Raw genomic sequence first — 22,425 nt, 5'->3', positions numbered from 1 at the left:
TTTTTAGATTATTGCAAGAATATCGTCTTCTCTCATAATCAGGTAATCAGTACCTTCTAATTTTAATTCTGTTCCAGCGTATTTTCCGTAAAGTACGGTGTCTCCAACTTTTACAGTCATTTCGTGGTCTTTTGTGCCTTTACCAACGGCTACAACAGTTCCTTTTTGTGGTTTTTCTTTGGCAGTATCTGGAATAAAAATCCCTGACGCCGTCTTAGTTTCAGCTGCAACTGGTTCGATCAGCACTCTGTCTGAAAGTGGTTTAATGTTTAATGTCATGATTTTTAATTTTTAATTAATTATTAATTTGCTTTTTGCCATTCAGAAATTATGCCATTCCATTTTGACTGACATTTTTTCTTAAAGAAAATGCCAGCTTTGACAAGCTGGCATTTTTGATTTATGATGTTGTATTGTTATTGTGCAGGAGTTGGTGCTGCAGGAGCATTTTGAACTGGTGCTGCAGGAGCTTCAGTATTGTCAATGATTTTAGAGTCAGTGTCGCTTAAACTTCCTGTAAAACTTAAACTTGATAATAAAATTAAAGCAATTAAGATCGTTGCTAATGTCCAAGTACTTTTATCTAAAAAGTCAGTTGTTTTTTGGACACCCCCCATTTGAGTAGAACCAGCTAATGTAGATGATAATCCACCCCCTTTAGGGTTTTGAACCATGATTACTACGATCAATAGAAAGCAAACTATTGTGATTAAAACTAAAAAAATTGAAAATGTGCTCATTGTATATTTAATTATTTTGTTGTAAAATTTTTATATCCGAAATACGGTCTGCAAAGAAACTACTTTTTTCTGGATATTTCAAAATTAATATTTCATATGCTTGAATTGCTTTTTGATATTTTTTTTGTTCTAAATAAACCCTTGCCAATGTCTCAGTCATTAAGTAAGAATGGTCTTCTTTGTTGATGTCTATCTGTATGTTAGGTGAACTTGCGCCTTTGACTGGAGTAATTTTGGGACTCGTCTCGATAAACTTATCGATAATGGCTGCTTTTTTCTTTTTTTCTTCAGTTACTTCTACTGTTTGTGGTGTTGTTGAAATGTCATTTTCTCTAACAATAGGCTGGATTCTGGAAAGCTGTAGCCATTCTTGAAACGAATGTTTCTCTGATTTTACAAATTCAAGTGGAGTTCCTAGTGATAATTTTTCTTCGGTCGTTTGAGGTTTATTGTCGGGTTGTTCTGTAGTGGCTTCTTTTATTGAAGTTAATATAGAGTCTTCTAATGTATTGGTTTTGATTTTTTGTTCTGTTAAAACAGTTTTACTGTCTATAACGGTTATGTTTAACAGTTCATCTGCTTTTTTATCAAATAAATCTCGTTGAATAGCAGTAAAGGAATCCGAAGTAATAAAATCAAACAATACACCCCTATCAGTAGTGTGAGCCGCTGTTACTTTTAGAGCATAATTATACTTAAAACTATTTTGGTTATAAAGTCCCTTCAAACGAAGTGCTCTTGCACTTTGAAAGTATGGGAATTCATCTAACACATTCTCCAGCGCCGCCGTTTCTCTTTCGGCAATGGTGTTAGGTTTGTTTAGTAAATAAGTATAGTCAGTTACATTCATAAGTTTTGTTACTCGTTTGTTTTGTATAACTAGTAAGGATGTATTCTAATTGAATTACCATTTAGCTAACGATTCATTGAAAATATCTTGCGTTATTCTTTCAAAAATATCATTTAAAGCTGTGCTTAATGTTGAGCCAGTAAGTTGAGAGGTTGCAGGGTAATCGTAGAAAAATTCAAATGTTTTTTCGAAATCATCCTTTTCTTTTTTCTTGTTTATAAAACGAACGTTAATTCTAATTTTTAATCGGTTTTGTGAAGCTTGTTGGTCAGCAGTAGCAGTCATAGGACTGATGCGGTAATCTACAATTTCACCTTCATATGTCAAGTCTGCTCCGTTTTTAACAAGGGTAAGGTTCGTTTGATTTTGGATTAAATCTTGTAGTTTTAATGTAAAAGTTCTGTCAATTCCCGGTTCGATTAAGTCAGCATTGTTTTGGAAAAAATTTACTTGGAATGTTTTAGCGTCAATTTTACCCGTTCCTGTGAAGTTATAAACAGAACAACCATTCAAAATGAAAAGGCAAATTATAGTTAGTAGAGGATATATTTTTTTCATATTTTTTTAAAACATTTCATATTTAAAAGTCCAAATCTGAAAACAAATTCCAAATATAGTAATTTGGAATTTGGATTTTTAAAATTTGGATTTTATTTGTTTTTACAAATCAAATTGCTTGATTTTTCGGTATAAGGTGCGTTCTGAAATTCCAAGTTCTTCGGCTGCCGCTTTTCGTTTTCCTTTGTTTTTTTCTAATGATTTTTTGATCATTTCGATTTCTTTCTGTTCCAATCGTAACACCTCTTCTTCTTCAATAGTTTCTGCAAAAAGATAATTGTCTTCAGGTTCTTGGTATTGGTTATCCGTATTTTGAGATGGGATTATCGCTGTACTTGGCTGTTCTTCAAAGTCAATTTCGCTTTCATTTTCTTTTGAGCCATAAATTTTCTGAATTAAACTAGGGTTGATATCCTGCGCTTTAGCTGTTCCATTTTTCATTAGTTCCAAAGTCAGCTTTTTTAAGTCATTCAAATCACTTTTCATGTCAAAAAGCACTTTGTATAAAATATCCCTTTCGGTGCTAAAGTCGCTTTCTCCTTTTTTATCGCTAATAACGGATGGCAAATTGCTTCCTTCAATAGGTAAATACGACTGTAGTGTAGGACCACTAATATCTCTATTGGTTTCTAGTACTGATATTTGTTCAGCAACATTTCGCAATTGACGAACATTTCCGCTCCATCTGAATTTTTGTAAAACCTCTACAGCGTTATCATCCAGTTTTAGTGGTGGCATTTTGTATTTGTGAGCAAAATCAGCAGCAAATTTGCGAAATAATAGATGAATATCATCTTTTCTGTCTCTCAAAGGAGGTAAGGTTATGTCTACAGTACTTAAACGGTAATATAAATCTTCGCGGAATTTCCCCTTTTGTATAGCGTCAAATAGGTTGACATTAGTTGCGGCTACAATGCGTACATCGGTTTTTTGAACTTGTGACGAACCCACTTTTAAAAACTCCCCATTTTCAAGAATACGCAACAAACGCACTTGGGTGGTTAACGGTAATTCGCCTACTTCGTCTAGGAATATAGTTCCGCCATTAGCCACTTCAAAATAACCTTCACGAGTACTAGTAGCGCCTGTAAAAGCACCTTTTTCGTGTCCAAAAAGTTCGCTGTCTATTGTTCCTTCGGGAATGGCACCACAGTTTACAGCAATGTATTTACCGTGTTTTCGGTGAGAAAGAGAATGTATAATCTTAGGGATGCTTTCTTTTCCTACACCACTTTCTCCAACGACTAATACAGAAATATCAGTAGGAGCAACCTGAATGGCTTTTTCTATGGCGCGATTGAGCTTCGGTTCGTTACCGATAATCTCAAAGCGTTGTTTTATTGATTGTACTGATTCCATTAATTATTTGTTTAAAGTTTTCTTAGTTTAAAATTTCAGGTTTGTAAAGAACGTTACTTTGATAAACGGTTAACTTTTTGACATTTATTCTTTATTAGTTGTCAAAGTATCTTTGACAGTGTTTGTTTTCTCTGCTTTTTGCTTAGGGAAATACGTTCTCATTATGTAAAACGTTGCTCCAAAGGCAAGGATAAAAGTAGCTATAGTAATAAGTATTTGTTTCTTAGTCATTTTTTCTTTGTTTTTTGCCACAGATTAAAAAGATTATAACAGATTTTTCAATTACAACATATATCTTTTATGTTGTAGTGATTTAGTTTGAAAATTAATTAATAATCCAATTTCAGAATTTGCTAATTTTAAGTAATTTAATATTTGTGCGATGTGCTCACTTGAAAATTCTTTCACTGCTTTTATTTCAAGTATAATATCTCCATTGACTACAAAATCTGCATAAAATTTATGAGGTAATATTTTGCCTTTATATTCTATTAAAAATTCTTTTTCTCTTTCAAAAGGTATGTTGTTATTAATGAATTCGATTTCTAATGCGTCTTTATAGATAATTTCCAATAATCCGGGGCCGAGATTTCTGTGGACTTCCATGCAAATTCCTATGATTTTGTATGTTTCTTCTTCTCTATACCCTTCCATATTTTATTTTTTACAACAAACGAGAATGTTTGAACAGATTGAAAAAAATCCTTTAAATCATTTTAATCTGTGGCTTATCTTTTTTAATTCATCTCACTCAATCCAACAGCTTCACCTTTTAAAGTTCCACTCGTACAGCTTGTGATTTTTACATTCACAAAATCTCCAATTTTATAATCCTCCTTCGGGAATACAACTGTAATACTTTGTGAATTTCTTCCTGAAAATTCTTCCTTAGATTTTTTTGAAACCTTTTCGATTAAAACCTCTACCGTTTTACCAATAAATTCTTCTGATCTAAACCAGGCGTGTTTTTGTTGTAAGTCCACAATTTCTTGTAAGCGTCTGGCTTTGGTTTCTTCAGGAACATCGTCTTCCATTTTTCTTCCTGCCAATGTTCCTGGACGTTCAGAGTATGAATACATGTAACCAAAATTATATTTCACATATTCCATCAAACTCATGGTGTCTTGATGATCTTCTTCTGTTTCTGTAGGGAAACCAGCAATCATGTCTTGCGAAATAGCTGCTTCAGGGATGATGGTTCTAATTTTATCAATCAAAGTCATGTACTCTTCACGAGTGTGTAAACGATTCATCTCTTTCAAAATACGATTACTTCCAGACTGAACTGGCAAGTGAATGTGCTTGCAAATATTCGGGTATTTCGCAATTACATGTAACACACTTTCATGCATGTCTTGTGGGTTTGAAGTCGAAAAACGAATGCGCATTTTAGGGAAACCTACCGCTACCATTTCGAGTAATTGGTCAAAATCAACAGCAGTCGCTTTTTGCATGTCTGAAGCATTTTCAAAATCCTTCTTCAATCCGCCACCGTACCATAAATAACTGTCTACATTTTGTCCTAAAAGGGTGATTTCCTTAAACCCTTTATTCCATAAATCCTGAATTTCAGCCATAATACTTTGCGGTTCTCTACTGCGCTCACGCCCTCTAGTAAAAGGAACTACGCAAAAAGTACACATATTATCACAACCACGAGTGATTGAAACCAGTGCTGTAATTCCGTTACTCATCAAACGAACAGGGGAAATATCGCCATAGGTTTCATCTTTGGATAAAATCACATTAATCGCATCACGACCTTCTTCAACTTCGCTTAATAAATTAGGTAAATCCTTGTATGCATCAGGGCCTACAACGAGATCTACAATTTTTTCTTCTTCTAGAAACTGACTCTTCAATCGTTCCGCCATACAGCCTAGAACGCCTACTTTCATCTTAGAATTAATACGTTTTACCGCATTGTATTTCTCTAATCGCTTGCGAATCGTTTGTTCAGCTTTGTCGCGAATCGAGCAGGTATTTACTAAAACCAAGTCGGCTTCTTCTAAAACCTGCGTTGTATTGTATCCATTACTGGATAAAATAGAAGCGACGATTTCACTATCCGAAAAATTCATGGCACAGCCATAACTCTCAATAAATAGTTTTTTGGTATTTTCAGGTTTATTCTCAAGAACAAGACTTTCGCCTTGTTTATTTTCATCAATAATCTTTTCCATAAGTCACTTTGAAACAGTGTGTTTTTCTAAGTTACAAAGGTATGTTATTTTTGATGTATCTGACAAGTTGTCAGCCTAAGAATTAACAAAAATTAAGGAATTTGAAAATCAAGATTTATTGAAGTTTAATTGTAAGAACTCGAAATTCAAATTTTCGAAATAATGATACTATATTTAAGTAATTCTAAAATTAAAACTCGTTAATCACCAATCTGAAATTATTAAGGAGCTATTTCCCGCTTTTCGTTTCAAGTCCTCTGCAAAAACAGCAAGGTTTCTAATGTTTCAAAAAGAGCTTCCGTTGGTCGCTTTTTTGAAGCAAGAAACCTATTGCTTTTTTGCTTCCAGGCTTTTCACTTCAATCGGGGCTCATTGACGTTTATATTATATTAAGGTGTAATTTTTGAATGGATGTTATTTGAATTGAAATTAATGCTGCTTTATAATATTTTTGTTTTGTTAAAGCATAGTTATTTATGGGTGAAATAGTAGCTGTATTTTGTTATCTCGTACTTTCAAATAAATCAAAAATAAATTCAAAACCCTTTCTATTAAAAAAAATCTTCTACTTTTGCCTTAGAAAAATAGACCAATGGCAAAGAATTTAGTAATAGTAGAGTCACCTGCAAAGGCGAAAACAATCGAAAAATTTCTAGGAAGTGATTTTCAAGTAGAGTCAAGTTATGGGCATATTGCCGACTTGCCTTCAAAAGAAATTGGAGTGGATGTAGAGAATGGTTTTAAACCTAAATATGAGGTTTCGTCGGATAAAAAAGCGCTCGTAACCAAGTTAAGAGGATTGTCTAAAAAAGCCGATATGGTTTGGTTAGCAAGTGATGAGGATCGCGAGGGAGAAGCGATATCTTGGCATTTAGCAGAAGAATTAAAACTAGATGCTAAAAAGACAAAACGTATTGTTTTTCATGAAATTACTAAAAATGCCATCTTAAAAGCTATTGATAATCCTCGAGAAATTGATTATAATTTAGTTAATGCACAGCAAGCACGTCGAGTTCTAGATAGATTAGTAGGGTATGAGTTATCACCAGTTTTATGGAGGAAAATTAAAGGCGGACTTTCGGCAGGTCGTGTACAATCTGTTTCTGTTCGTTTGATTGTAGAGAGAGAACGCGAAATCCAAGATTTTAAAGCTATAGCTTCTTATTCTGTAGTAGCTGAGTTTACGAACGAAGCAGGAAAATCGTTTAAAGCCAAATTGCCTAAAAATTTCAATACTAAAAAAGAAGCCGAAGATTTTTTAAATAAAAATATCGGTTCAAATTATAAAGTTTCTGATTTAGAGACAAAACCAACCAAAAAAACGCCTACAGCGCCTTTTACAACTTCGACTTTACAACAAGAAGCGGCTCGTAAATTGTATTTGCCTGTTGGAATTACCATGCAATTAGCGCAACGTTTGTACGAAGCGGGATTGATTACATATATGAGAACGGATAGTGTGAATTTGTCTAAAGAAGCAATGGATGCAGCTCAGGCTGAAATCATTAAATCCTATGGGAAGGAATTTTCTTTCCCAAGAACATTTGCAAACAAAAGTAAAGGGGCACAAGAGGCTCACGAGGCGATACGTCCTACCGATATGTCACGTCATACTGTAAATATTGACCGAGACCAAGCGCGTTTATATGACTTGATTTGGAAAAGAACTTTAGCTTCACAAATGAGTGATGCCAAGTTAGAGCGTACAAATGTGAAAATTGAAGCTAATAAACATAGTGAAGTGTTTACTGCTTCGGGTGAGGTTTTGCTTTTTGAAGGTTTCTTGAAAGTTTATTTGGAGGGGCATGATGACGATGAAGAAGAACAAGAGGGAATGTTGCCAGCCATGAAGGTTAACGAAAAATTAGCGAATAACTTCATTACGGCCACAGAACGTTATTCAAGACCTCCAGCACGTTATACTGAGGCTTCATTAGTGAAGAAATTAGAGGAATTGGGTATTGGTCGTCCGTCAACTTATGCACCAACGATTTCGACTATTATCAATAGAAATTATGTTGAAAAAGGGACTTTAGAAGGAAGTGAACGTAATTATACGCAGTTGACTTTGCAGTCAAGTAAGGTTGCTGAGAAGTTATTAAAAGAAAATACGGGTTCTGATAAAGGAAAATTAGTCCCAACAGATATTGGAACGATTGTTACTGATTTCTTAGTGAAGAACTTTGGAAATATTTTAGATTATAACTTTACTGCCAAGGTAGAGCAAGATTTTGATGAAATTGCTGAAGGGAATATTGAATGGGCAACAATGATGAAGGAGTTTTATGATCAATTTCATCCAACGGTAAAAGATGTTGAAGCAAATGCGGATAGGGAAAGCGGAGAGCGTATTTTAGGTGTTGACCCAGCTTCAGGTAAGCCAGTTTCAGTTCGATTAGGGAAATTTGGTCCTATGGCACAAATTGGTGATGCCGAAGATGAAGATAAGAAGTTTGCCAGTTTAATGAAGGAGCAAAATATTGGTAATATTACTCTTGAAGAGGCTTTGAATTTGTTTTTATTGCCAAAAGCATTGGGAACTTATAAAAATGAAGAAGTTGAGGTTAATAATGGTCGTTTTGGTCCTTATGTACGTCATGGGAGTGTTTTTATTTCATTGCCAAAAGGAGAAGATCCTTTGGAGGTAACAAAAGAACGAGCACAAGAATTGATAGATGAGAAGATAAAAGCCGATGCGCCAATTGCTACTTATAAAGGTGAAGGCGTTCAAAAGGGAACAGGTCGTTTTGGCCCATTTATCAAATGGGGTGGCATGTTTATTAATGTGAGTAAGAAATATGATTTTGATAATTTATCACAAGCAGATATTGAAGCTTTGATTGAAGATAAAATCCAAAAAAATATTGATAAGGTTATCCATAACTGGGAAGAAGAAGGAATTTTGGTTGAAAAAGCAAGATGGGGACGCTCAGTAATTACAAAAGGAAAAATTAAAATTGAATTAGGAAAAGATGTTGATGCGTCAAAATTAACTCTTGAAGAGGTTCAAGAAATGATTGCGCTTAAAACTCCAGCTAAGAAGACGGCTGCTAAAAAAGCACCCACTAAGAAAGCGCCAGCTAAGAAAGCAGTAGCGAAAAAACCAGCAGCAAAAAAGAAATAAGATGGAATTTGAGTTTTTACAGCCGCTAAGTAGCGATATAGAGCGTTGGATACAGGGACTTTCTTTTCAGCAATTAGGAAGTAAAGTTGTTTTTCATACAAAAGATCAATTTCCTGATATTGATAAAGTAACTATAGCTGTTATTGGAGTTTTGGATAATAGAGGTAGTAAAAAAGCTATTTCGGATGTTGATTTAGTTCCTATTCGTAAAGAATTGTATAGTATGTTTCCTGGTAATTGGGATGCTACTATCGCTGATTTAGGTGATATTGTTGCAGGTAATACAATTGAGGATACCTATTTTGCTTTACGTAAAGTGGCGGCTACTTTAATTAAGAATAAAATAGTTCCCATAATTATTGGTGGTTCTCAAGATTTGACTTATGCTTTGTATAGGGCTTATGATGAATTAGAGCAAATGGTTAATTTGGTTTCTATTGATAATCAGTTTGATTTTGGAAAAGATGAAGAGTCGATTTCGGCTTCGTCTTATTTGACTAAAATTATTGTCGATGAGCCTAATAATCTTTTTAATTATTGTAATATTGGATATCAAACTTATTATAATTCACAGGAAGAAATAGACTTAATTGAAAAATTGTTTTTCGATGGTTATCGATTAGGTGAAATGTCTAATAATATTGCCCTAGCAGAGCCAGTATTTAGAGATGCGGATATTGTTAGTTTGGATTTAAATGCTGTAAAATCATCAGATTCGGGTAATTTTATAACTTTTGCACCTAATGGATTTAATGGTAAAGAAATTTGTTCTTTGTCAAGGTATGCTGGGATTAGTGATAAAGTAACTATGTTTGGATTGTTTAATCACAATAATTCGCCTCAAGAAGCCGTTTTAATAGCACAAATTATTTGGTATTTTATTGAAGGTTTTCATTATCGTTCGAATGAATATCCTTTTGGAAGTAGAGAAAATTATATCAAGTTTATCGTTCCGATTGATGAAGAAATTTTAATTTTTTATAAAAGCGATAAAACTGACAGATGGTGGATAGAAATTCCATTTGTTTTAAATGGAAATAATAAACTGAAAAGAAATACGTTATTACCTTGTTCTTATGAAGAATATTTGGGAGCTTGTAATCAAGAATTACCCGAGAGATGGTGGAAGGCTCTTCGTAAAAATGTAGTTTAATTGAGGGTTTATCTATCGGATTTTTGTAAATTTAAAAAAAAATGTTGTTTAGTGTAAAAAAATTGTTTTTTAAAAAAATAATAAATACGTTTACACATTGAAAGAATAATGAATATATAATCAATTTTATATGAAGAAGTTCATTGCATTTGTGGCAATTTTAACGCTGTTGATTAGTTGTGGAAAGTCAAGTGATAAAGGGGAGTTGGTTGGTGTAAAGGGTGCTAAGTGGCATCCAGAGAAGCCTTATGGGATGACGTTAGTGCCAGGTGGAGCATTTATCATGGGTAAGCCAGATGATGATGTTGCAGGGATACTCGATGCGCCGACTAAGACAGTGACTGTAAGGTCATTTTATATGGATGAAACCGAAATTACAAATAGTGAGTACCGACAGTTTGTAGAATGGGTTAAAGATTCAACCATGCGAGTTCGTTTGGCTATTCTTGCTGATGAATTAAACATGAAGCCTGGGGATAGTAAAGGGAAGGGTAAAAATACTGGAAGTATTGGTGATTTTGCTTTCAATGATACAGATCCTGAGAAAATGACTGCTTATGACAAGTATATGTATGATAATTATTACAGTATTGGTACTGATGACGATCCTTATGCTGGTAGAAGATTGAATCGAAAGGTTAAACTAATTAAAGATCCAAAAAAATATCCGGATGAGTATTACGTTGAGGTAATGGATTCAATGTATTTGCCATTAGAAGCGTCTTATAATGGATTGCGTACAATTGATGTAGATAAATTGAAATTCCGTTATTCTTGGATGGATATTCAAGCAGCTGCCAAAGCTAAAGTCGGAAAAAGAAAAGATTTTATTAAAACAGAAGAAGTTAAGGTTTATCCTGATACAACAGTTTGGATTAAAGATTTCTCTTATTCATATAACGAACCTATGCACAATGATTACTTCTGGCACAAAGCTTATGGTGATTATCCAGTAGTAGGAGTAAAATGGACACAAGCCAAAGCTTTTTGTGCTTGGAGAACTTTAAATAAAAATTCATATATCAAATCTAAAACAAAAGGTCGTGATTTGATCAATTCATTTAGATTGCCAACTGAAGCTGAGTGGGAGTATTCAGCAAGAGGAGGTTTGCAATCGGGTACATATCCTTGGGGAGGTCCTTATACTAAAAATGATAGAGGTTGCTTCTTAGCAAACTTTAAACCTAGTAGAGGGGATTATGCAGCTGACCAAGCTTTGTATACAGTTGAAGCAAAGTCCTATGAGCCTAATGGTTATAATCTTTATAATATGGCTGGAAATGTTTCAGAGTGGACTGATACGTCATACGATCCTAACGCTTATGAATATGTTTCTTCAATGAACCCAAATGTATTAGATTTATCTAATAAACGTAAAGTAGTTCGTGGTGGTTCATGGAAAGATGTTGCTTATTTCTTGCAGGTGAGTACTAGAGATTATGAGTACGCCGATTCTGCCAGAAGTTATATAGGATTTAGAACAGTGCAAGATTATATGGGCTTGCAAACTACAGGTAATGGAACTACTAATAGAAGAAATAGATAGTCAAATTAAAACCAAATTAAACCAAAACAATTAACAAAAAAACTGAATTATGGCATTATTAAGTAAAAAAGCAATGAATTTTGCTTACGGTATGGGAGCTGCGGTAGTAATCGTTGGAGCATTATTTAAAATTACTCATATTGAGTTGGGACCTATAACTGGAAATCTAATGTTAACCATTGGGTTATTAGTTGAGGCTTTAATTTTTGCATTGTCTGCCTTTGAACCTGTTGATGATGAATTGGATTGGACTCTTGTTTATCCAGAATTAGCAAATGGTCAAGCGAAAAAGAAAGAAGCAAGACCTAAGCAAGAATCTCCTTCTGAAGCGCAAGGTTTGTTGTCTCAAAAATTAGATACTATGCTTAAAGATGCTAAAATTGATGGTGAATTAATGGCAAGCTTAGGAAACAGTATCAAAAATTTTGAATCTGCTGCAAAAGGAATTGCTCCTACTGTAGATTCTATTGCTTCAACTAAAAAATATAGTGAAGAATTGACTTTGGCAGCTGCTCAAATGGAATCTTTAAATAGCTTATATAAAGTGCAGTTACAAAGTGCTTCTAGAAATGCACAAATCAATGAAGAAGTTGCTGAAAACAACTTGAAATTAAAAGAACAAATGCAGTCATTGACTTCGAATTTATCTTCATTGAATAATGTTTACGGAGGTATGCTTTCGGCAATGAATACAAAAGGATAATTAGTTGTAAACTATTATTAAGAAAAATAATTTAAACTAATTAGATAAAAATATTATGGCAGGAGGAAAACTTACCCCTAGACAGAAGATGATTAACCTTATGTATTTGGTTTTCATCGCGATGTTAGCATTAAATATGTCCAAAGAAGTATTGTCTGCTTTTGGAATTTTAAATTTAAAAATTGTAGAATCAAATTTGATTGCTGATACTCGTAACGAGTCATCATTCCAGCAATTAGCACAAAAAGCCGTTGATCAACCTGGTCAATTTGGTGATAAAAAAGTTAAGGTAGAAAAAATTAGAGCCGTTTCTAAAGAATTCAATGATTATATAGAAAGTATTAAAACTTCTGTAACCAAAAATTTTGAAAGAGATGAAGAAGGTAATCTTCCTTATGAGCAAATGGATAAAGGAGATTTAATTGATAATATGTTCTTTACTGGCGACAAGATGTCTGCTAAAGGAAAAGAATTTTTAGAGAAAATCAATAGTTACCCTCGTATGATTAAAGAAATTGGAGGTAGTTCTATTGCGGAATCTGAAATTAAAAAAATTGAAAATAGATTTGCAACTAAACCTATTTTTTCTAAAAAAGCAGGAGCTGAATTACCATGGTTGGATTACAATTATAAAGGTTTTCCTGTAATTGCTACCATTACTAAATTGTCTCAAATTCAAGCGGATATTAAGACTACTGAAAGTGATGTGATGACGGGAATGTTCCAATCTGACTTGGTTGCTGCAGCTTCATTAACAGCTTATCAACCAATTGTGGTTTTGGATAAATCTGTTTTCTTTCAAGGAGAAGCTGTTTCAGGAAAAGTTATCTTAGGTAAATTTGACCCTTCTTTGAAAGCTAAATCGGTTATCTTAAATGGTTCAAGTATCCAAGCTATGGCAGGTCAAGCAAAGTTCTCTTTTGGAGCTGGTAATATTGGAGAGCATGCTATTGGGGGTTCTTTTAACTTTGATGAAAATGGTAAAGTGGTAAGTTTGCCTATTAAAGATAAATATGTAGTAGTGGCTAGACCAAAATCAGCAACTATTTCAGCTGATAAAATGAATGTTGTTTATAGAGGTGTTGTTAACCCAATGACAATTTCATTTGCTGGTATTCCTGCAGATAAAGTTTCGGCTTCTGCACCAGGATTAAGTTCAGCTGGAGGTGGTAAATTTAATATGAGTCCTACTTCAGGTAGTGAAGTGGTGATTAATGTAACAGGAACATTACCTGACGGTTCTAAAGTTTCGGATAAAAAAACATTTAGAATTAAAGGGATTCCAGGTCCAACAGGTACAATTAGAGGAGAAACAGGTGTTGTAAAAGGACCTAAATCAAACCTTGAAATTGCTACTATTGGAGCTAAATTAGAAGATTTTGATTTTGATGTTAATTTGGATGTTGTTGGGTTTAATTTAAAAATCACAGGCCAACCTACTGTGGTTGTTCAAGGTGATAAGCTAAATGCTCAATGTAAATCAGTCTTATCTAAAGCAGTTAGAGGAGATCAAGTTACTATATCTGAAATTAAAACAAAACTGGTAGGTGCAGGTAGTTATTTATTGCCACGTACTGCTCCAGTAATTTTTGAAATACAATAAATAAGTAATTCTCTTTTGGATTTTTTTAATATTACTTAATGACGCTATGATGAATGCACGAAAATTTTTACTGATAATATTTTCTCTTATGGGGGGACTAGCATCTAATGCACAGTCTAATTTGCTTAATGCAAAAACACCTGCAGAGATTGGATTAAAAACTGCCGCTCAATTAATTTCTGATAATGATAAGCCTCTTGCTTACGGTTATGTTCATGATCGCGACATATTGATGGGTAAAACAGTATGGGAAATCATCGATTTAAGTGAGAAAATAAATTTTCCATTGTATTTTCCTATTGATGAGAATATAGGTAATGACAGACGTTCATTATATACTGCTCTTACTAATGGTATAAAAAAAGGGAAGATAACAGAAGTATATTCAGATAGTTATTTTAACACTAAAAAATCATTTAAAGATATTGAAGCTTCTTTGTCTCGTATTGATACGACAGATGCTGGTCGAGAACAAATTAACGCAGGTAGAAAGAGTATTTCTGCTGAATATATTTTACGTTCAGATTTAACAGCTCAAGATGTTACTCAATATAAAATTAAAGGGTTTTGGTATTTTGATAAACGTCAAAGTGAATTGAAATATCGTTTATTGGGTATTTGTCCTGTTACTCCTGATGTGTATACGATGAACAGTGATGAAAAAGATTATATTGAATTGTTTTGGGTGTTTTTTCCCGATGCTAGAAATGTCTTGCATGAGGCTAAAGCTTTTAATGATAAAAACTCTTCAATGCCTGTGTCTTTTGATCAAATCTTAAATTCTAGACGCTTTAATAGTGTTATATACAAAGAAGAAAATGTTTACGGAGATCGCGAAATCAAAGAATACATGAAAGATAATGCTCTAAACCAGCTTATAGAATCTGAGAGAGTAAAGGAGAAGATTCGTAATTTTGAATCGGATATGTGGAATTACTAATTGAATAAAGCATTATAAAAAAACTCTTACTGTTTAGTAAGAGTTTTTTTGTGATTTCAAATGTAGGTTTTAAAACTAAAAAGTATGATTGATTTTTTGATTGTTGGTTCAGGTTTAGCGGGAATTTCTTTTTCTGAAATTGCTTTGTTAAATGGAAAATCTATTATGGTTTTAGATAATGATTCTCTAAGTTCATCTAAAGTCGCTGGAGGTCTTTATAATCCTGTAATTTTAAAGCGTTTTAGTGAAGTTTGGAATGCTAAAGCACAATTAGACTTGATGATTCCTTTTTATAACCGAATTGAGAGTAAATTATCAATTCAGTTTGATTTTAAGAAGCCTATATTAAGAAAATTTTTTTCAATAGAAGAACAAAATAATTGGTTCGCAGCTTCGGACAAACCCAGTTTAGCTCCTTTTTTATCTTTACGTTTAATTAAGGATAAGTTTGCAGGTATTGATTCTCCTTATGATTATGGTGAAGTATTATGTACTGGATATGTGGATACAGCTAGTTTGTTGGGAAATTATCGTGACTATTTAAAAATGAATAATTGGTTTCTAAATGAAACTTTTGAGCATGATGTTTTAATTTTAAAAGAGGATTGCATTACATACAAGGATATTGAGGCTAGGAATATTGTGTTTGCTGAAGGTTTTGGAATGCATGCTAATCCATATTTCAATCATTTGCCACTTGATGGAACGAAAGGGGAATTGTTTATCATCAAAGCCCCTAATCTAAAATTAGATGTTATTGTTAATACTAGTGTTTTTATTTTGCCGTTAGGAAATGATTTGTTTAAAGTAGGTGCAACATACAATTGGAAAGATAAAACAGATTTACCTACAGAAGAAGGGAAAAAAGAATTAATAGAAAGAATTGAAGAAATTTTAAGTTGTGATTTCGAAATTATAGAGCACTTTGCAGGTGTTCGTCCTACTGTTCGTGACCGTCGACCTTTAGTAGGAACTCATCCAGATTATAAGAATGTACATTTACTTAATGGATTAGGTACAAGAGGAGTGATGTTAGGTCCAGCAATGGCTAAAGCGCTATTTGATGCTATCGAAAATGGAGTTCCATTAGATAAAGAAATAGATATTAAGCGAATTAAGCCTAAAAACTTTATTCGATAATTTATTTTTTTAATATCGCATCCTTATCATAGGAAACAAACATATTAATGTAAATATTTCTTGACCATCGTAATACAAAAGGACCTAGTAAAATAAGGGTTATGATGATTGCGAGAAAAGAAGTTTTTATTGTTGCATCTAGTATTACATATGAAATTATAAAAGAACCAATTCCAATAGCAACATTAAGACCATAACTAACATACATAGCACCATAAAAAAATGAAGGTTCGATTTGATAGTGTAATCCACAATGACTACAATCTTCGTTCATTTTTAAGACATTACTTAAATGTAGAGGGTTTTTGTCCTGATACATGCTTTCATTTTGGCATTTCGGACAAGTTCCTGTTAAAATGCTATTTAGTTTGGATCCTTTTTTTAACATTTGCATAAAATTTCAGCAAAGGTACAATTTTAGGATTGTTGCCTATGTAACTTTAGTCATAATATATGCTTAATATACACAATTTATCGGTTTCGTTTGGGGGTACTTATTTGTTCGAAGAAGTAACATTTAGGTTAGGTGCTGGAGATCGAGTAGGACTTGTAGGGAAGAATGGAGCAGGGAAATCAACCATGTTAAAAATGTTAGCAGGTGATTTTAAACCTGATTCAGGAGTTATTTCACAAGAGAAAGATGTTAGAATGGGTTTTCTTCGTCAAGATATTGATTTCGAACAAGGAAGAACCGTTCTTGAAGAAGCTTATGAAGCTTTTACAGAGATTAAAATTGTCGAAAAAAAATTAGAGGAAATCAACCACCAATTGGTCACTCGTACCGATTATGAAAGTGAAGAATACTCTAAAATAATAGAAGATTTATCGGATTACACCCATCGTTTTGACCTTTTAGGAGGGTATAATTATGTAGGTGATACCGAAAAAATCCTTTTAGGACTTGGTTTTAAAAGAGAAGTATTTAACAATCAAACCGAGACTTTCTCAGGAGGTTGGAGAATGCGTATTGAATTAGCGAAGTTGCTTTTGCAGGCCAATGATGTATTGTTGCTGGATGAGCCTACTAACCACTTGGATATTGAGAGTATCATTTGGTTAGAAAATTTCTTGCGTAATTATCCTGGTGTTGTTGTAATTGTTTCTCACGATAAAATGTTCCTAGATAATGTTACGAATAGAACAATTGAAATTTCGCTTGGTAAAGCATATGATTTCAATAAGCCGTATTCGCAATACTTAGAATTACGTCATGAAATTCGCGAAAAACAATTGGCTACTCAAAAAAATCAAGCCAAGAAAATTGAAGAAACGGAGAAGTTAATAGAAAAGTTCCGTGCCAAAGCTTCGAAAGCTTCTATGGCCCAATCTTTAATCAAGAAATTAGACAAAGTAGAGCGAATAGAAGTTGATGAAGATGATAATTCGGTGATGAATATCTCTTTTCCTGTTTCCAAAGAACCGGGTAGAGTAGTAATCGAAGCCGAAAATGTAACCAAAAAATATGGTGATAAAACCATTTTAAAAGACATCAATTTATTGGTAGAAAGAGGAAGTAAAATTGCCTTTGTGGGTCAAAATGGTCAAGGTAAATCTACTTTCATAAAAGCTATTGTTGACGAATTCGAATACCAAGGTAATATCAAGTTAGGTCATAACGTACAGTTAGGTTATTTTGCTCAAAATCAAGCGGAATATCTTGATGGCGAAATTACATTGCTTCAAACCATGGAAGATGCCGCAGCGGATACCAATAGAATGAAAGTTCGTGACATGCTAGGGTCTTTCTTGTTCCGCGGGGATGATGTAGAGAAAAAAGTGAAAGTTCTTTCTGGAGGGGAACGTAATCGTTTAGCTTTGTGTAAATTGCTGTTGCAACCTATCAACGTCTTGCTGATGGATGAGCCTACCAATCACTTGGATATCAAATCCAAGAACGTATTGAAAGCAGCACTCCAAAAATTTGGTGGCACTTTACTTTTAGTATCACACGATAGAGATTTCCTGCAGGGGATGTCAAACCTGGTTTATGAATTCAAAGACCAAAAAATAAAAGAATATTTGGGAGATATCAACTATTTCTTAGAGCAACGCAACCTTGAAAATATGCGTGAAGTCGAGAAAAAAGATGCTCAAAAAGCAGTAGCTCCTAAGGAAAGCAATAAAGCATCTTACGAAGACCAAAAAAAATCAAAAGCACTAAATAATAAACTCAGCAAAATTGAAAGTCAAATCAAACAATTAGAGAAAGACATTCAAAACAATGATAAAATGCTGGAGTCTAACTACGATAAGCATATTGAAGACGCAGCATTCTTTAAGGCTTACAATAAGAAAAAAGAAGATTTAGATCAATTGTTACTTGATTGGGAAATCGTTCAAGAAGAGATAGATAATTTGTAGCTAATCCAGCTGTACGTTACAATCTTTTACTCAAAACACTTTTTTTGTAAACTACTGGCAGGAGCTTCCTCTGGTCGCTCTGCCAGTAGTACAAAAAAATAGTGTTTTTCATAAAAGGATTTTCACTGCCATCTAGGCTATTTTATCAATAGCATTTTCTTTAGGCAATCAACCCTATGGCTTTAGAATGTTCAATGGCTTCAGCACTATTTTTAAAATAACATACTTTTACATTCAAAGTAGTGATGTTGGTTAGTATTGTTGTTATATGTGCTTTTTGAGAGCTTCCTGTCTGCCTTATGTAAACAGCTTTGATGCTAAGTGGAAATATTTTGCAAATGGCCTCATAGAGGCGAGCATCTTCTTGAGTGTCGTCACCCAATAAGACATATTTAAGATTCGGATAAAATTCGAGAATATGCTTTATTTTTTCAAATTTATGATTGTGCTTCTGGCCTCTTCCTGTCCAAAAAAAACTTTTTATACTCGTTTTAATATCTTTAAGTAGTAGTACTGCTTTTGGGAGTTGATGGATTTCAGTGAATTTTACAATAAATCGGTATAAATTCCATTCACTACTCGAAACATAGAAAAAAGTATTGCGCTCATTTGGATTTGTTCTTCCAGCCAGACTTAAGGCTTGATAGTGAGGGACAACATCTTCAAAAATTTTTCTCTTCATTACATTTTTAAATAGTAAATGATAGATTTTCTTGACAGGACTTTTAGTGTAAGAAACCAAAAAAGTGTCATCAATATCAGAGATGATACCTAAATCTCCTTCTTTAGGTCGGTTATAATTTTCTTTACATACTATTGTTTGATTTTTGTAAACAATACTAACTTCGTATTCAATCCAACCATAATTTTTTTGACTTAAAGGGATGCAAAATTTAAAATAACCGTCATCTAACGTTTTTGTGTGAATTCGTATGTTATCATGCATAAGGTACACATCAGCATTGGCTTGCGTTTTAATTCGGAACATATTAATAGTAGCCTTTGCGTTTTTAAATTTTCTGGATAGAAAATCATAATCTTTTCTATTAGTAGGTTTAAAAACATGTCCCATGACTATTAATTCCTGTTCGTTGGCATAACCACGATAAAGTTTTAAAATAGGTTTCATTTGGGGTTACTTTTGAAGTACAATGAAAATTAGTTAATTTTAAGCAATAATCGAAATAAAAACATGAAAAAGAATATCCTATTGGTTGTGAATCCTGTATCAGGAGGACTAGAAAAGACTGATTATATTCAGGCGGTTAATGATTTTGTTGCCACCAAAGAAATTAATCTAGTGCTTTATTACACAACAGATATTGATGATATTTTAAAAATCAGAGAACTGTATGACGAGTATAAGCCTGAACGAATTATTATTGCAGGAGGTGATGGTACTATTAAATTAGTAGGTGACGCTGTAGCGCATAAAGATGTAGTTTTAGGAATATTGCCTGTAGGTTCAGCAAATGGTTTAGCTGTCGAATTGGATTTGATACGAACCATTGAGGAAAATTTAGAAATTGCCCTTTTTAATGATTATCTAGAAATTGATATGGTTGTGATTAATCATAAAAAAAGCTTACATCTAAGTGATATTGGGTTAAATGCTGAATTGATTAAAAATTATAAAAAAAGTAAAATTCACGGTAAGTGGGGCTATTTTGCGCAAGCTTTTCGAACTTTAGTCAATGCACCAAAACCATTTCATGTAATAATAGAAACGGCACGTACAACCATAGATACCGAAGCCAGGATGATTGTAATTGCCAATGCGCAAAAGTATGGAACTGGAGTGGTAATTAATCCATTAGGAACACTCAATGACGGTAAATTTGAACTGGTGATTTTGAAGAAAATAAACCTAGGAGTAATTAGTAATATTGTTATGGGGAGGATGCCATTAGGGCATAAAGATATTGAAATCATTTCTACGGATTCAGCAACAATAAAAACGAATATTCCAGTTGGGTTTCAAATTGATGGAGAATATGTTGGCAATGAAAATGAATTGACAATTTCCATTTCATCAGATAAAATTAAAGTAGCTATTCCTTAAAATATCATTTAAACGGATTTCTCTCAATCCATTCAGTCTTAGGTTCAAAATACGCAAAACTTTTTGCCATTAATAGGTTTAAGAAATAATTTTCATGCTGAATTAAACCGTTCATTTCAATTGGAATGGCACCTACCGAACTCTTGATTTCAAGTGCTGTTCTCGCAAAGATTATCCGTTTATATTTTTTCTTTATCGAATATCCTATCATATCGTATAGCATATTCAGATACAACATCTTTTCTCTTTGGTGTTTGTGATTGTATCCTAAAAAGTACGTATCAATATCTTGTCCGTTTTTAATTAGCGTATTAAATCCTATGAGTTCGTCTTCGAGGAAGTAGCCATAAAATAAAAAGTTGTCGTGGAGTTTTTCTTTGAATACTTCAAAATGATTTTCGCATAAATAAAAAGTGTTGAAAGGAGCATTTTCGGCTACATTTAGGTACAGTTCATTAATCTTAGCGTGATATTGTGTAATTTCTGAAAGGGATAATTTCTTTTTCTCAATGCATTCAGCTTTTTTGCGTGCTCTTTTATATTGATCGCGGTATTTTTTATTTAAATCAGCTATATAGTCATCAATAGAATGCCATGATTCTTTGATGTTAAAAATCATATTAGGCTGTGTGTTGAAATGATAATACCTTTTGAATTCATCCATTTTGAATTTCTTTGAATCAGGTATCAAAAAATCCTTAAAAACAGTAAGATGAATTTTGATTTTTCTTTTTTTGAATAAATCACGCAGTTCTTGAGTAGCATTATTCAGTTGAATGAGCCCTTCTTTTGTTGAAATGGTATTGCTAAAGCTATAGCAATTTTGTCCAGTCAACATATTGTTTCCTATAATGAGTACATTGGAAATTAATTTTTTGAACAAGAAATTTTTAACCATAGTTTTGAAACAGTGGTCGCGATCTCCTAAAGAATTGACATTAGTTAAATTTATAAATTGTGATAATGAGATGCCAACCAATTGTTCCTCTTTGAATATTCCTATAAAATGACAAATCATATTTATTGGAGCTGCTTTTTCTAAGATGTTTAAATAGTCTTTCGAAAGGAAGATGTTTTTTGAAGCCAAATGATCCCACTCTTTAGGAAGATTATCTGTCGAGGAATATATTTGTAAAGAATAATGATCTTTCAAAATAGTGTATGGATTTAGAGTTCAAAATTACTATTTAAACTCAAATGATAGAGTTGTTGGCTAAATTTTAACTAATTTTATATAAACAAAATAATAGAATTATGGATACGTATAACGAAATAACAGCCCAACCTTTGTTGATCAATTTATTAGATTGGAAATATAATAATCAAGGTATTGAAAAGAAATTTGTTTTTAAAAATTTCAATCAGGCACTTGCTTTCATCGTTCAGGTTGGTGTCTTGGCAGAAAAGGCAAATCATCATCCTGAATTATTTAATGTTTACAATAAAGTGAATATTAGGTTGTCTACTCATGATGCCAATGGACTTACAGATAAAGATTTTAATTTAGCCAAAGCAATTGAGCAAATTTGAAAAAAAGAACTCGTCTCTTTTGAAGACGAGTTAAACTATAAAGGTTACGTTTATGCCCATGCACAAATTATTCCTCCCATCAACATAAAGCTTACTGTCCAATATCCTGCTGAAATTAAAGTGTATTTCCAGCTCTTTCTTTCGTATAAAGAATTGGTTGCTATAATTGGCATTGCTAAAAATAATCCTGTTAGTAAGCCGTGAAAAACACCATGTTTAAAAGTGCGGAAAGAAGTTCCGTAATCAGCCATAAATGCATCAAAGGATGGTTTTGCTAAACTAGGATCTCCACCAACCATACTCACAGCTCCCCATTGGTGAATACTAAGCATTTGAATTACCATTGCGATTAAAAAAGCATAAAACACTGACATACCAAAGATAAAGGCCATATTTGCACCTTTCATTTTTTCCTCTGTCATCCCTGATTCTTTCATCCAAATAGTTCCAAATACTTTTGGATTATACCAAATAAAACCAACTACTAAAGTTGAAGCTGCTGCTGCTAATAGTACTAAAAAATTAATTTCCATTTTAATTATCTTTAAGGTTAGTATTTCAAATATAGTTATT

General features: G+C 33.1%; 22 protein-coding genes. 10 read left to right on the top strand and 12 right to left on the bottom strand.

Annotated features, from left to right (window positions below):
- Nucleotides 1-3: 3 nt before the first annotated feature.
- From groES to miaB, 8 genes are all read right to left on the bottom strand, one after another.
- Nucleotides 4-279, bottom strand: coding sequence for a co-chaperone GroES (groES, locus tag SLW70_RS01170; protein ID WP_320890065.1), 276 nt, complete (start codon nucleotides 277-279; stop codon nucleotides 4-6).
- 137 nt (nucleotides 280-416) lie between these two features.
- Nucleotides 417-740: a preprotein translocase subunit SecG gene (gene secG, locus SLW70_RS01165; protein WP_320890064.1), complete on the bottom strand. Its 324-nt coding sequence runs from the start codon at nucleotides 738-740 to the stop codon at nucleotides 417-419.
- Nucleotides 741-747: 7 nt separating this feature from the next.
- Nucleotides 748-1,590, bottom strand: coding sequence for a tetratricopeptide repeat protein (locus tag SLW70_RS01160; RefSeq protein WP_320890063.1), 843 nt, complete (start codon nucleotides 1,588-1,590; stop codon nucleotides 748-750).
- A 54-nt stretch (nucleotides 1,591-1,644) separates the two neighbouring features.
- Complete coding sequence (locus SLW70_RS01155; protein ID WP_320890062.1) at nucleotides 1,645-2,148, bottom strand: LptE family protein; 504 nt, start codon at nucleotides 2,146-2,148, stop codon at nucleotides 1,645-1,647.
- Nucleotides 2,149-2,250: 102 nt separating this feature from the next.
- Nucleotides 2,251-3,507 (bottom strand): sigma-54 dependent transcriptional regulator, encoded by a 1,257-nt coding sequence (locus tag SLW70_RS01150; protein ID WP_320890061.1) that lies wholly within the window; start codon nucleotides 3,505-3,507, stop codon nucleotides 2,251-2,253.
- An 84-nt stretch (nucleotides 3,508-3,591) separates the two neighbouring features.
- Nucleotides 3,592-3,738, bottom strand: coding sequence for a hypothetical protein (locus tag SLW70_RS01145; RefSeq protein ID WP_320890060.1), 147 nt, complete (start codon nucleotides 3,736-3,738; stop codon nucleotides 3,592-3,594).
- Nucleotides 3,739-3,789: 51 nt separating this feature from the next.
- Nucleotides 3,790-4,161: a GxxExxY protein gene (locus SLW70_RS01140; RefSeq protein ID WP_320890058.1), complete on the bottom strand. Its 372-nt coding sequence runs from the start codon at nucleotides 4,159-4,161 to the stop codon at nucleotides 3,790-3,792.
- Nucleotides 4,162-4,244: 83 nt separating this feature from the next.
- Nucleotides 4,245-5,690, bottom strand: a complete 1,446-nt coding sequence (miaB, locus tag SLW70_RS01135) for a tRNA (N6-isopentenyl adenosine(37)-C2)-methylthiotransferase MiaB (RefSeq protein WP_320890056.1) — start codon at nucleotides 5,688-5,690, stop codon at nucleotides 4,245-4,247.
- 592 nt (nucleotides 5,691-6,282) lie between these two features.
- Between miaB and topA the strand changes: the two genes are divergently transcribed.
- The 7 genes from topA (at nucleotide 6,283) to SLW70_RS01100 (ending at nucleotide 15,899) form a co-directional block, all read left to right on the top strand.
- Complete coding sequence (topA, locus tag SLW70_RS01130) at nucleotides 6,283-8,814, top strand: type I DNA topoisomerase (RefSeq protein WP_320890054.1); 2,532 nt, start codon at nucleotides 6,283-6,285, stop codon at nucleotides 8,812-8,814.
- A gap of 1 nt (nucleotide 8,815) precedes the next feature.
- The gene (locus tag SLW70_RS01125) at nucleotides 8,816-9,967 is read left to right on the top strand and encodes a formimidoylglutamase (RefSeq protein WP_320890053.1); all 1,152 of its coding nucleotides are present in this window, start codon (nucleotides 8,816-8,818) and stop codon (nucleotides 9,965-9,967) included.
- A gap of 130 nt (nucleotides 9,968-10,097) precedes the next feature.
- Nucleotides 10,098-11,513: a gliding motility lipoprotein GldK gene (gene gldK / locus SLW70_RS01120; protein WP_320890052.1), complete on the top strand. Its 1,416-nt coding sequence runs from the start codon at nucleotides 10,098-10,100 to the stop codon at nucleotides 11,511-11,513.
- A 49-nt stretch (nucleotides 11,514-11,562) separates the two neighbouring features.
- Nucleotides 11,563-12,216, top strand: coding sequence for a gliding motility protein GldL (gldL, locus tag SLW70_RS01115; RefSeq protein WP_320890051.1), 654 nt, complete (start codon nucleotides 11,563-11,565; stop codon nucleotides 12,214-12,216).
- 55 nt (nucleotides 12,217-12,271) lie between these two features.
- Entirely contained in the window at nucleotides 12,272-13,819 is a 1,548-nt protein-coding gene (gldM, locus tag SLW70_RS01110) for a gliding motility protein GldM (protein ID WP_320890050.1), read from the top strand.
- Between the two features lie 49 nt (nucleotides 13,820-13,868).
- Complete coding sequence (gldN, locus tag SLW70_RS01105) at nucleotides 13,869-14,759, top strand: gliding motility protein GldN (RefSeq protein ID WP_320890049.1); 891 nt, start codon at nucleotides 13,869-13,871, stop codon at nucleotides 14,757-14,759.
- An 84-nt stretch (nucleotides 14,760-14,843) separates the two neighbouring features.
- Nucleotides 14,844-15,899 carry an FAD-binding oxidoreductase gene (locus tag SLW70_RS01100; protein ID WP_320890048.1) on the top strand — a complete coding sequence of 352 codons (1,056 nt, stop codon included), beginning with the start codon at nucleotides 14,844-14,846 and terminating at the stop codon, nucleotides 15,897-15,899.
- A 1-nt stretch (nucleotide 15,900) separates the two neighbouring features.
- Here the strand turns inward: SLW70_RS01100 and SLW70_RS01095 are convergent, their stop codons facing one another.
- A complete protein-coding gene (locus SLW70_RS01095) occupies nucleotides 15,901-16,287 on the bottom strand; it encodes a DUF983 domain-containing protein (protein ID WP_320890047.1) in 387 nt (128 codons plus the stop codon).
- 65 nt (nucleotides 16,288-16,352) lie between these two features.
- Here SLW70_RS01095 and SLW70_RS01090 point away from each other — a divergent pair, with 65 nt between their 5' ends.
- Nucleotides 16,353-18,260: an ABC-F family ATP-binding cassette domain-containing protein gene (locus SLW70_RS01090; protein WP_320890046.1), complete on the top strand. Its 1,908-nt coding sequence runs from the start codon at nucleotides 16,353-16,355 to the stop codon at nucleotides 18,258-18,260.
- 160 nt (nucleotides 18,261-18,420) lie between these two features.
- Here SLW70_RS01090 and SLW70_RS01085 read toward each other — a convergent pair whose 3' ends face one another.
- Nucleotides 18,421-19,389, bottom strand: a complete 969-nt coding sequence (locus SLW70_RS01085; protein ID WP_320890045.1) for an App1 family protein — start codon at nucleotides 19,387-19,389, stop codon at nucleotides 18,421-18,423.
- A gap of 63 nt (nucleotides 19,390-19,452) precedes the next feature.
- Between SLW70_RS01085 and SLW70_RS01080 the strand changes: the two genes are divergently transcribed.
- The gene (locus SLW70_RS01080) at nucleotides 19,453-20,322 is read left to right on the top strand and encodes a diacylglycerol/lipid kinase family protein (protein ID WP_320890044.1); all 870 of its coding nucleotides are present in this window, start codon (nucleotides 19,453-19,455) and stop codon (nucleotides 20,320-20,322) included.
- A gap of 4 nt (nucleotides 20,323-20,326) precedes the next feature.
- On the opposite strand, the gene SLW70_RS01075 is transcribed toward SLW70_RS01080, so the two are convergent.
- On the bottom strand, nucleotides 20,327-21,475 hold the full coding sequence (locus SLW70_RS01075; protein ID WP_320890043.1) for an 8-amino-7-oxononanoate synthase: 1,149 nt from the start codon (nucleotides 21,473-21,475) through the stop codon (nucleotides 20,327-20,329).
- Nucleotides 21,476-21,576: 101 nt separating this feature from the next.
- Here SLW70_RS01075 and SLW70_RS01070 point away from each other — a divergent pair, with 101 nt between their 5' ends.
- Nucleotides 21,577-21,852 (top strand): 4a-hydroxytetrahydrobiopterin dehydratase, encoded by a 276-nt coding sequence (locus SLW70_RS01070; RefSeq protein ID WP_320890042.1) that lies wholly within the window; start codon nucleotides 21,577-21,579, stop codon nucleotides 21,850-21,852.
- 50 nt (nucleotides 21,853-21,902) lie between these two features.
- On the opposite strand, the gene SLW70_RS01065 is transcribed toward SLW70_RS01070, so the two are convergent.
- Nucleotides 21,903-22,385: a DUF1761 domain-containing protein gene (locus SLW70_RS01065; protein WP_320890040.1), complete on the bottom strand. Its 483-nt coding sequence runs from the start codon at nucleotides 22,383-22,385 to the stop codon at nucleotides 21,903-21,905.
- Between the last annotated feature and the right edge of the window lie 40 nt (nucleotides 22,386-22,425).

The sequence above is a fragment of the Flavobacterium sp. NG2 genome (assembly GCF_034119845.1).
Lineage (GTDB): Bacteria > Bacteroidota > Bacteroidia > Flavobacteriales > Flavobacteriaceae > Flavobacterium.
This window is presented reverse-complemented; position numbering and strand designations above follow the sequence as displayed.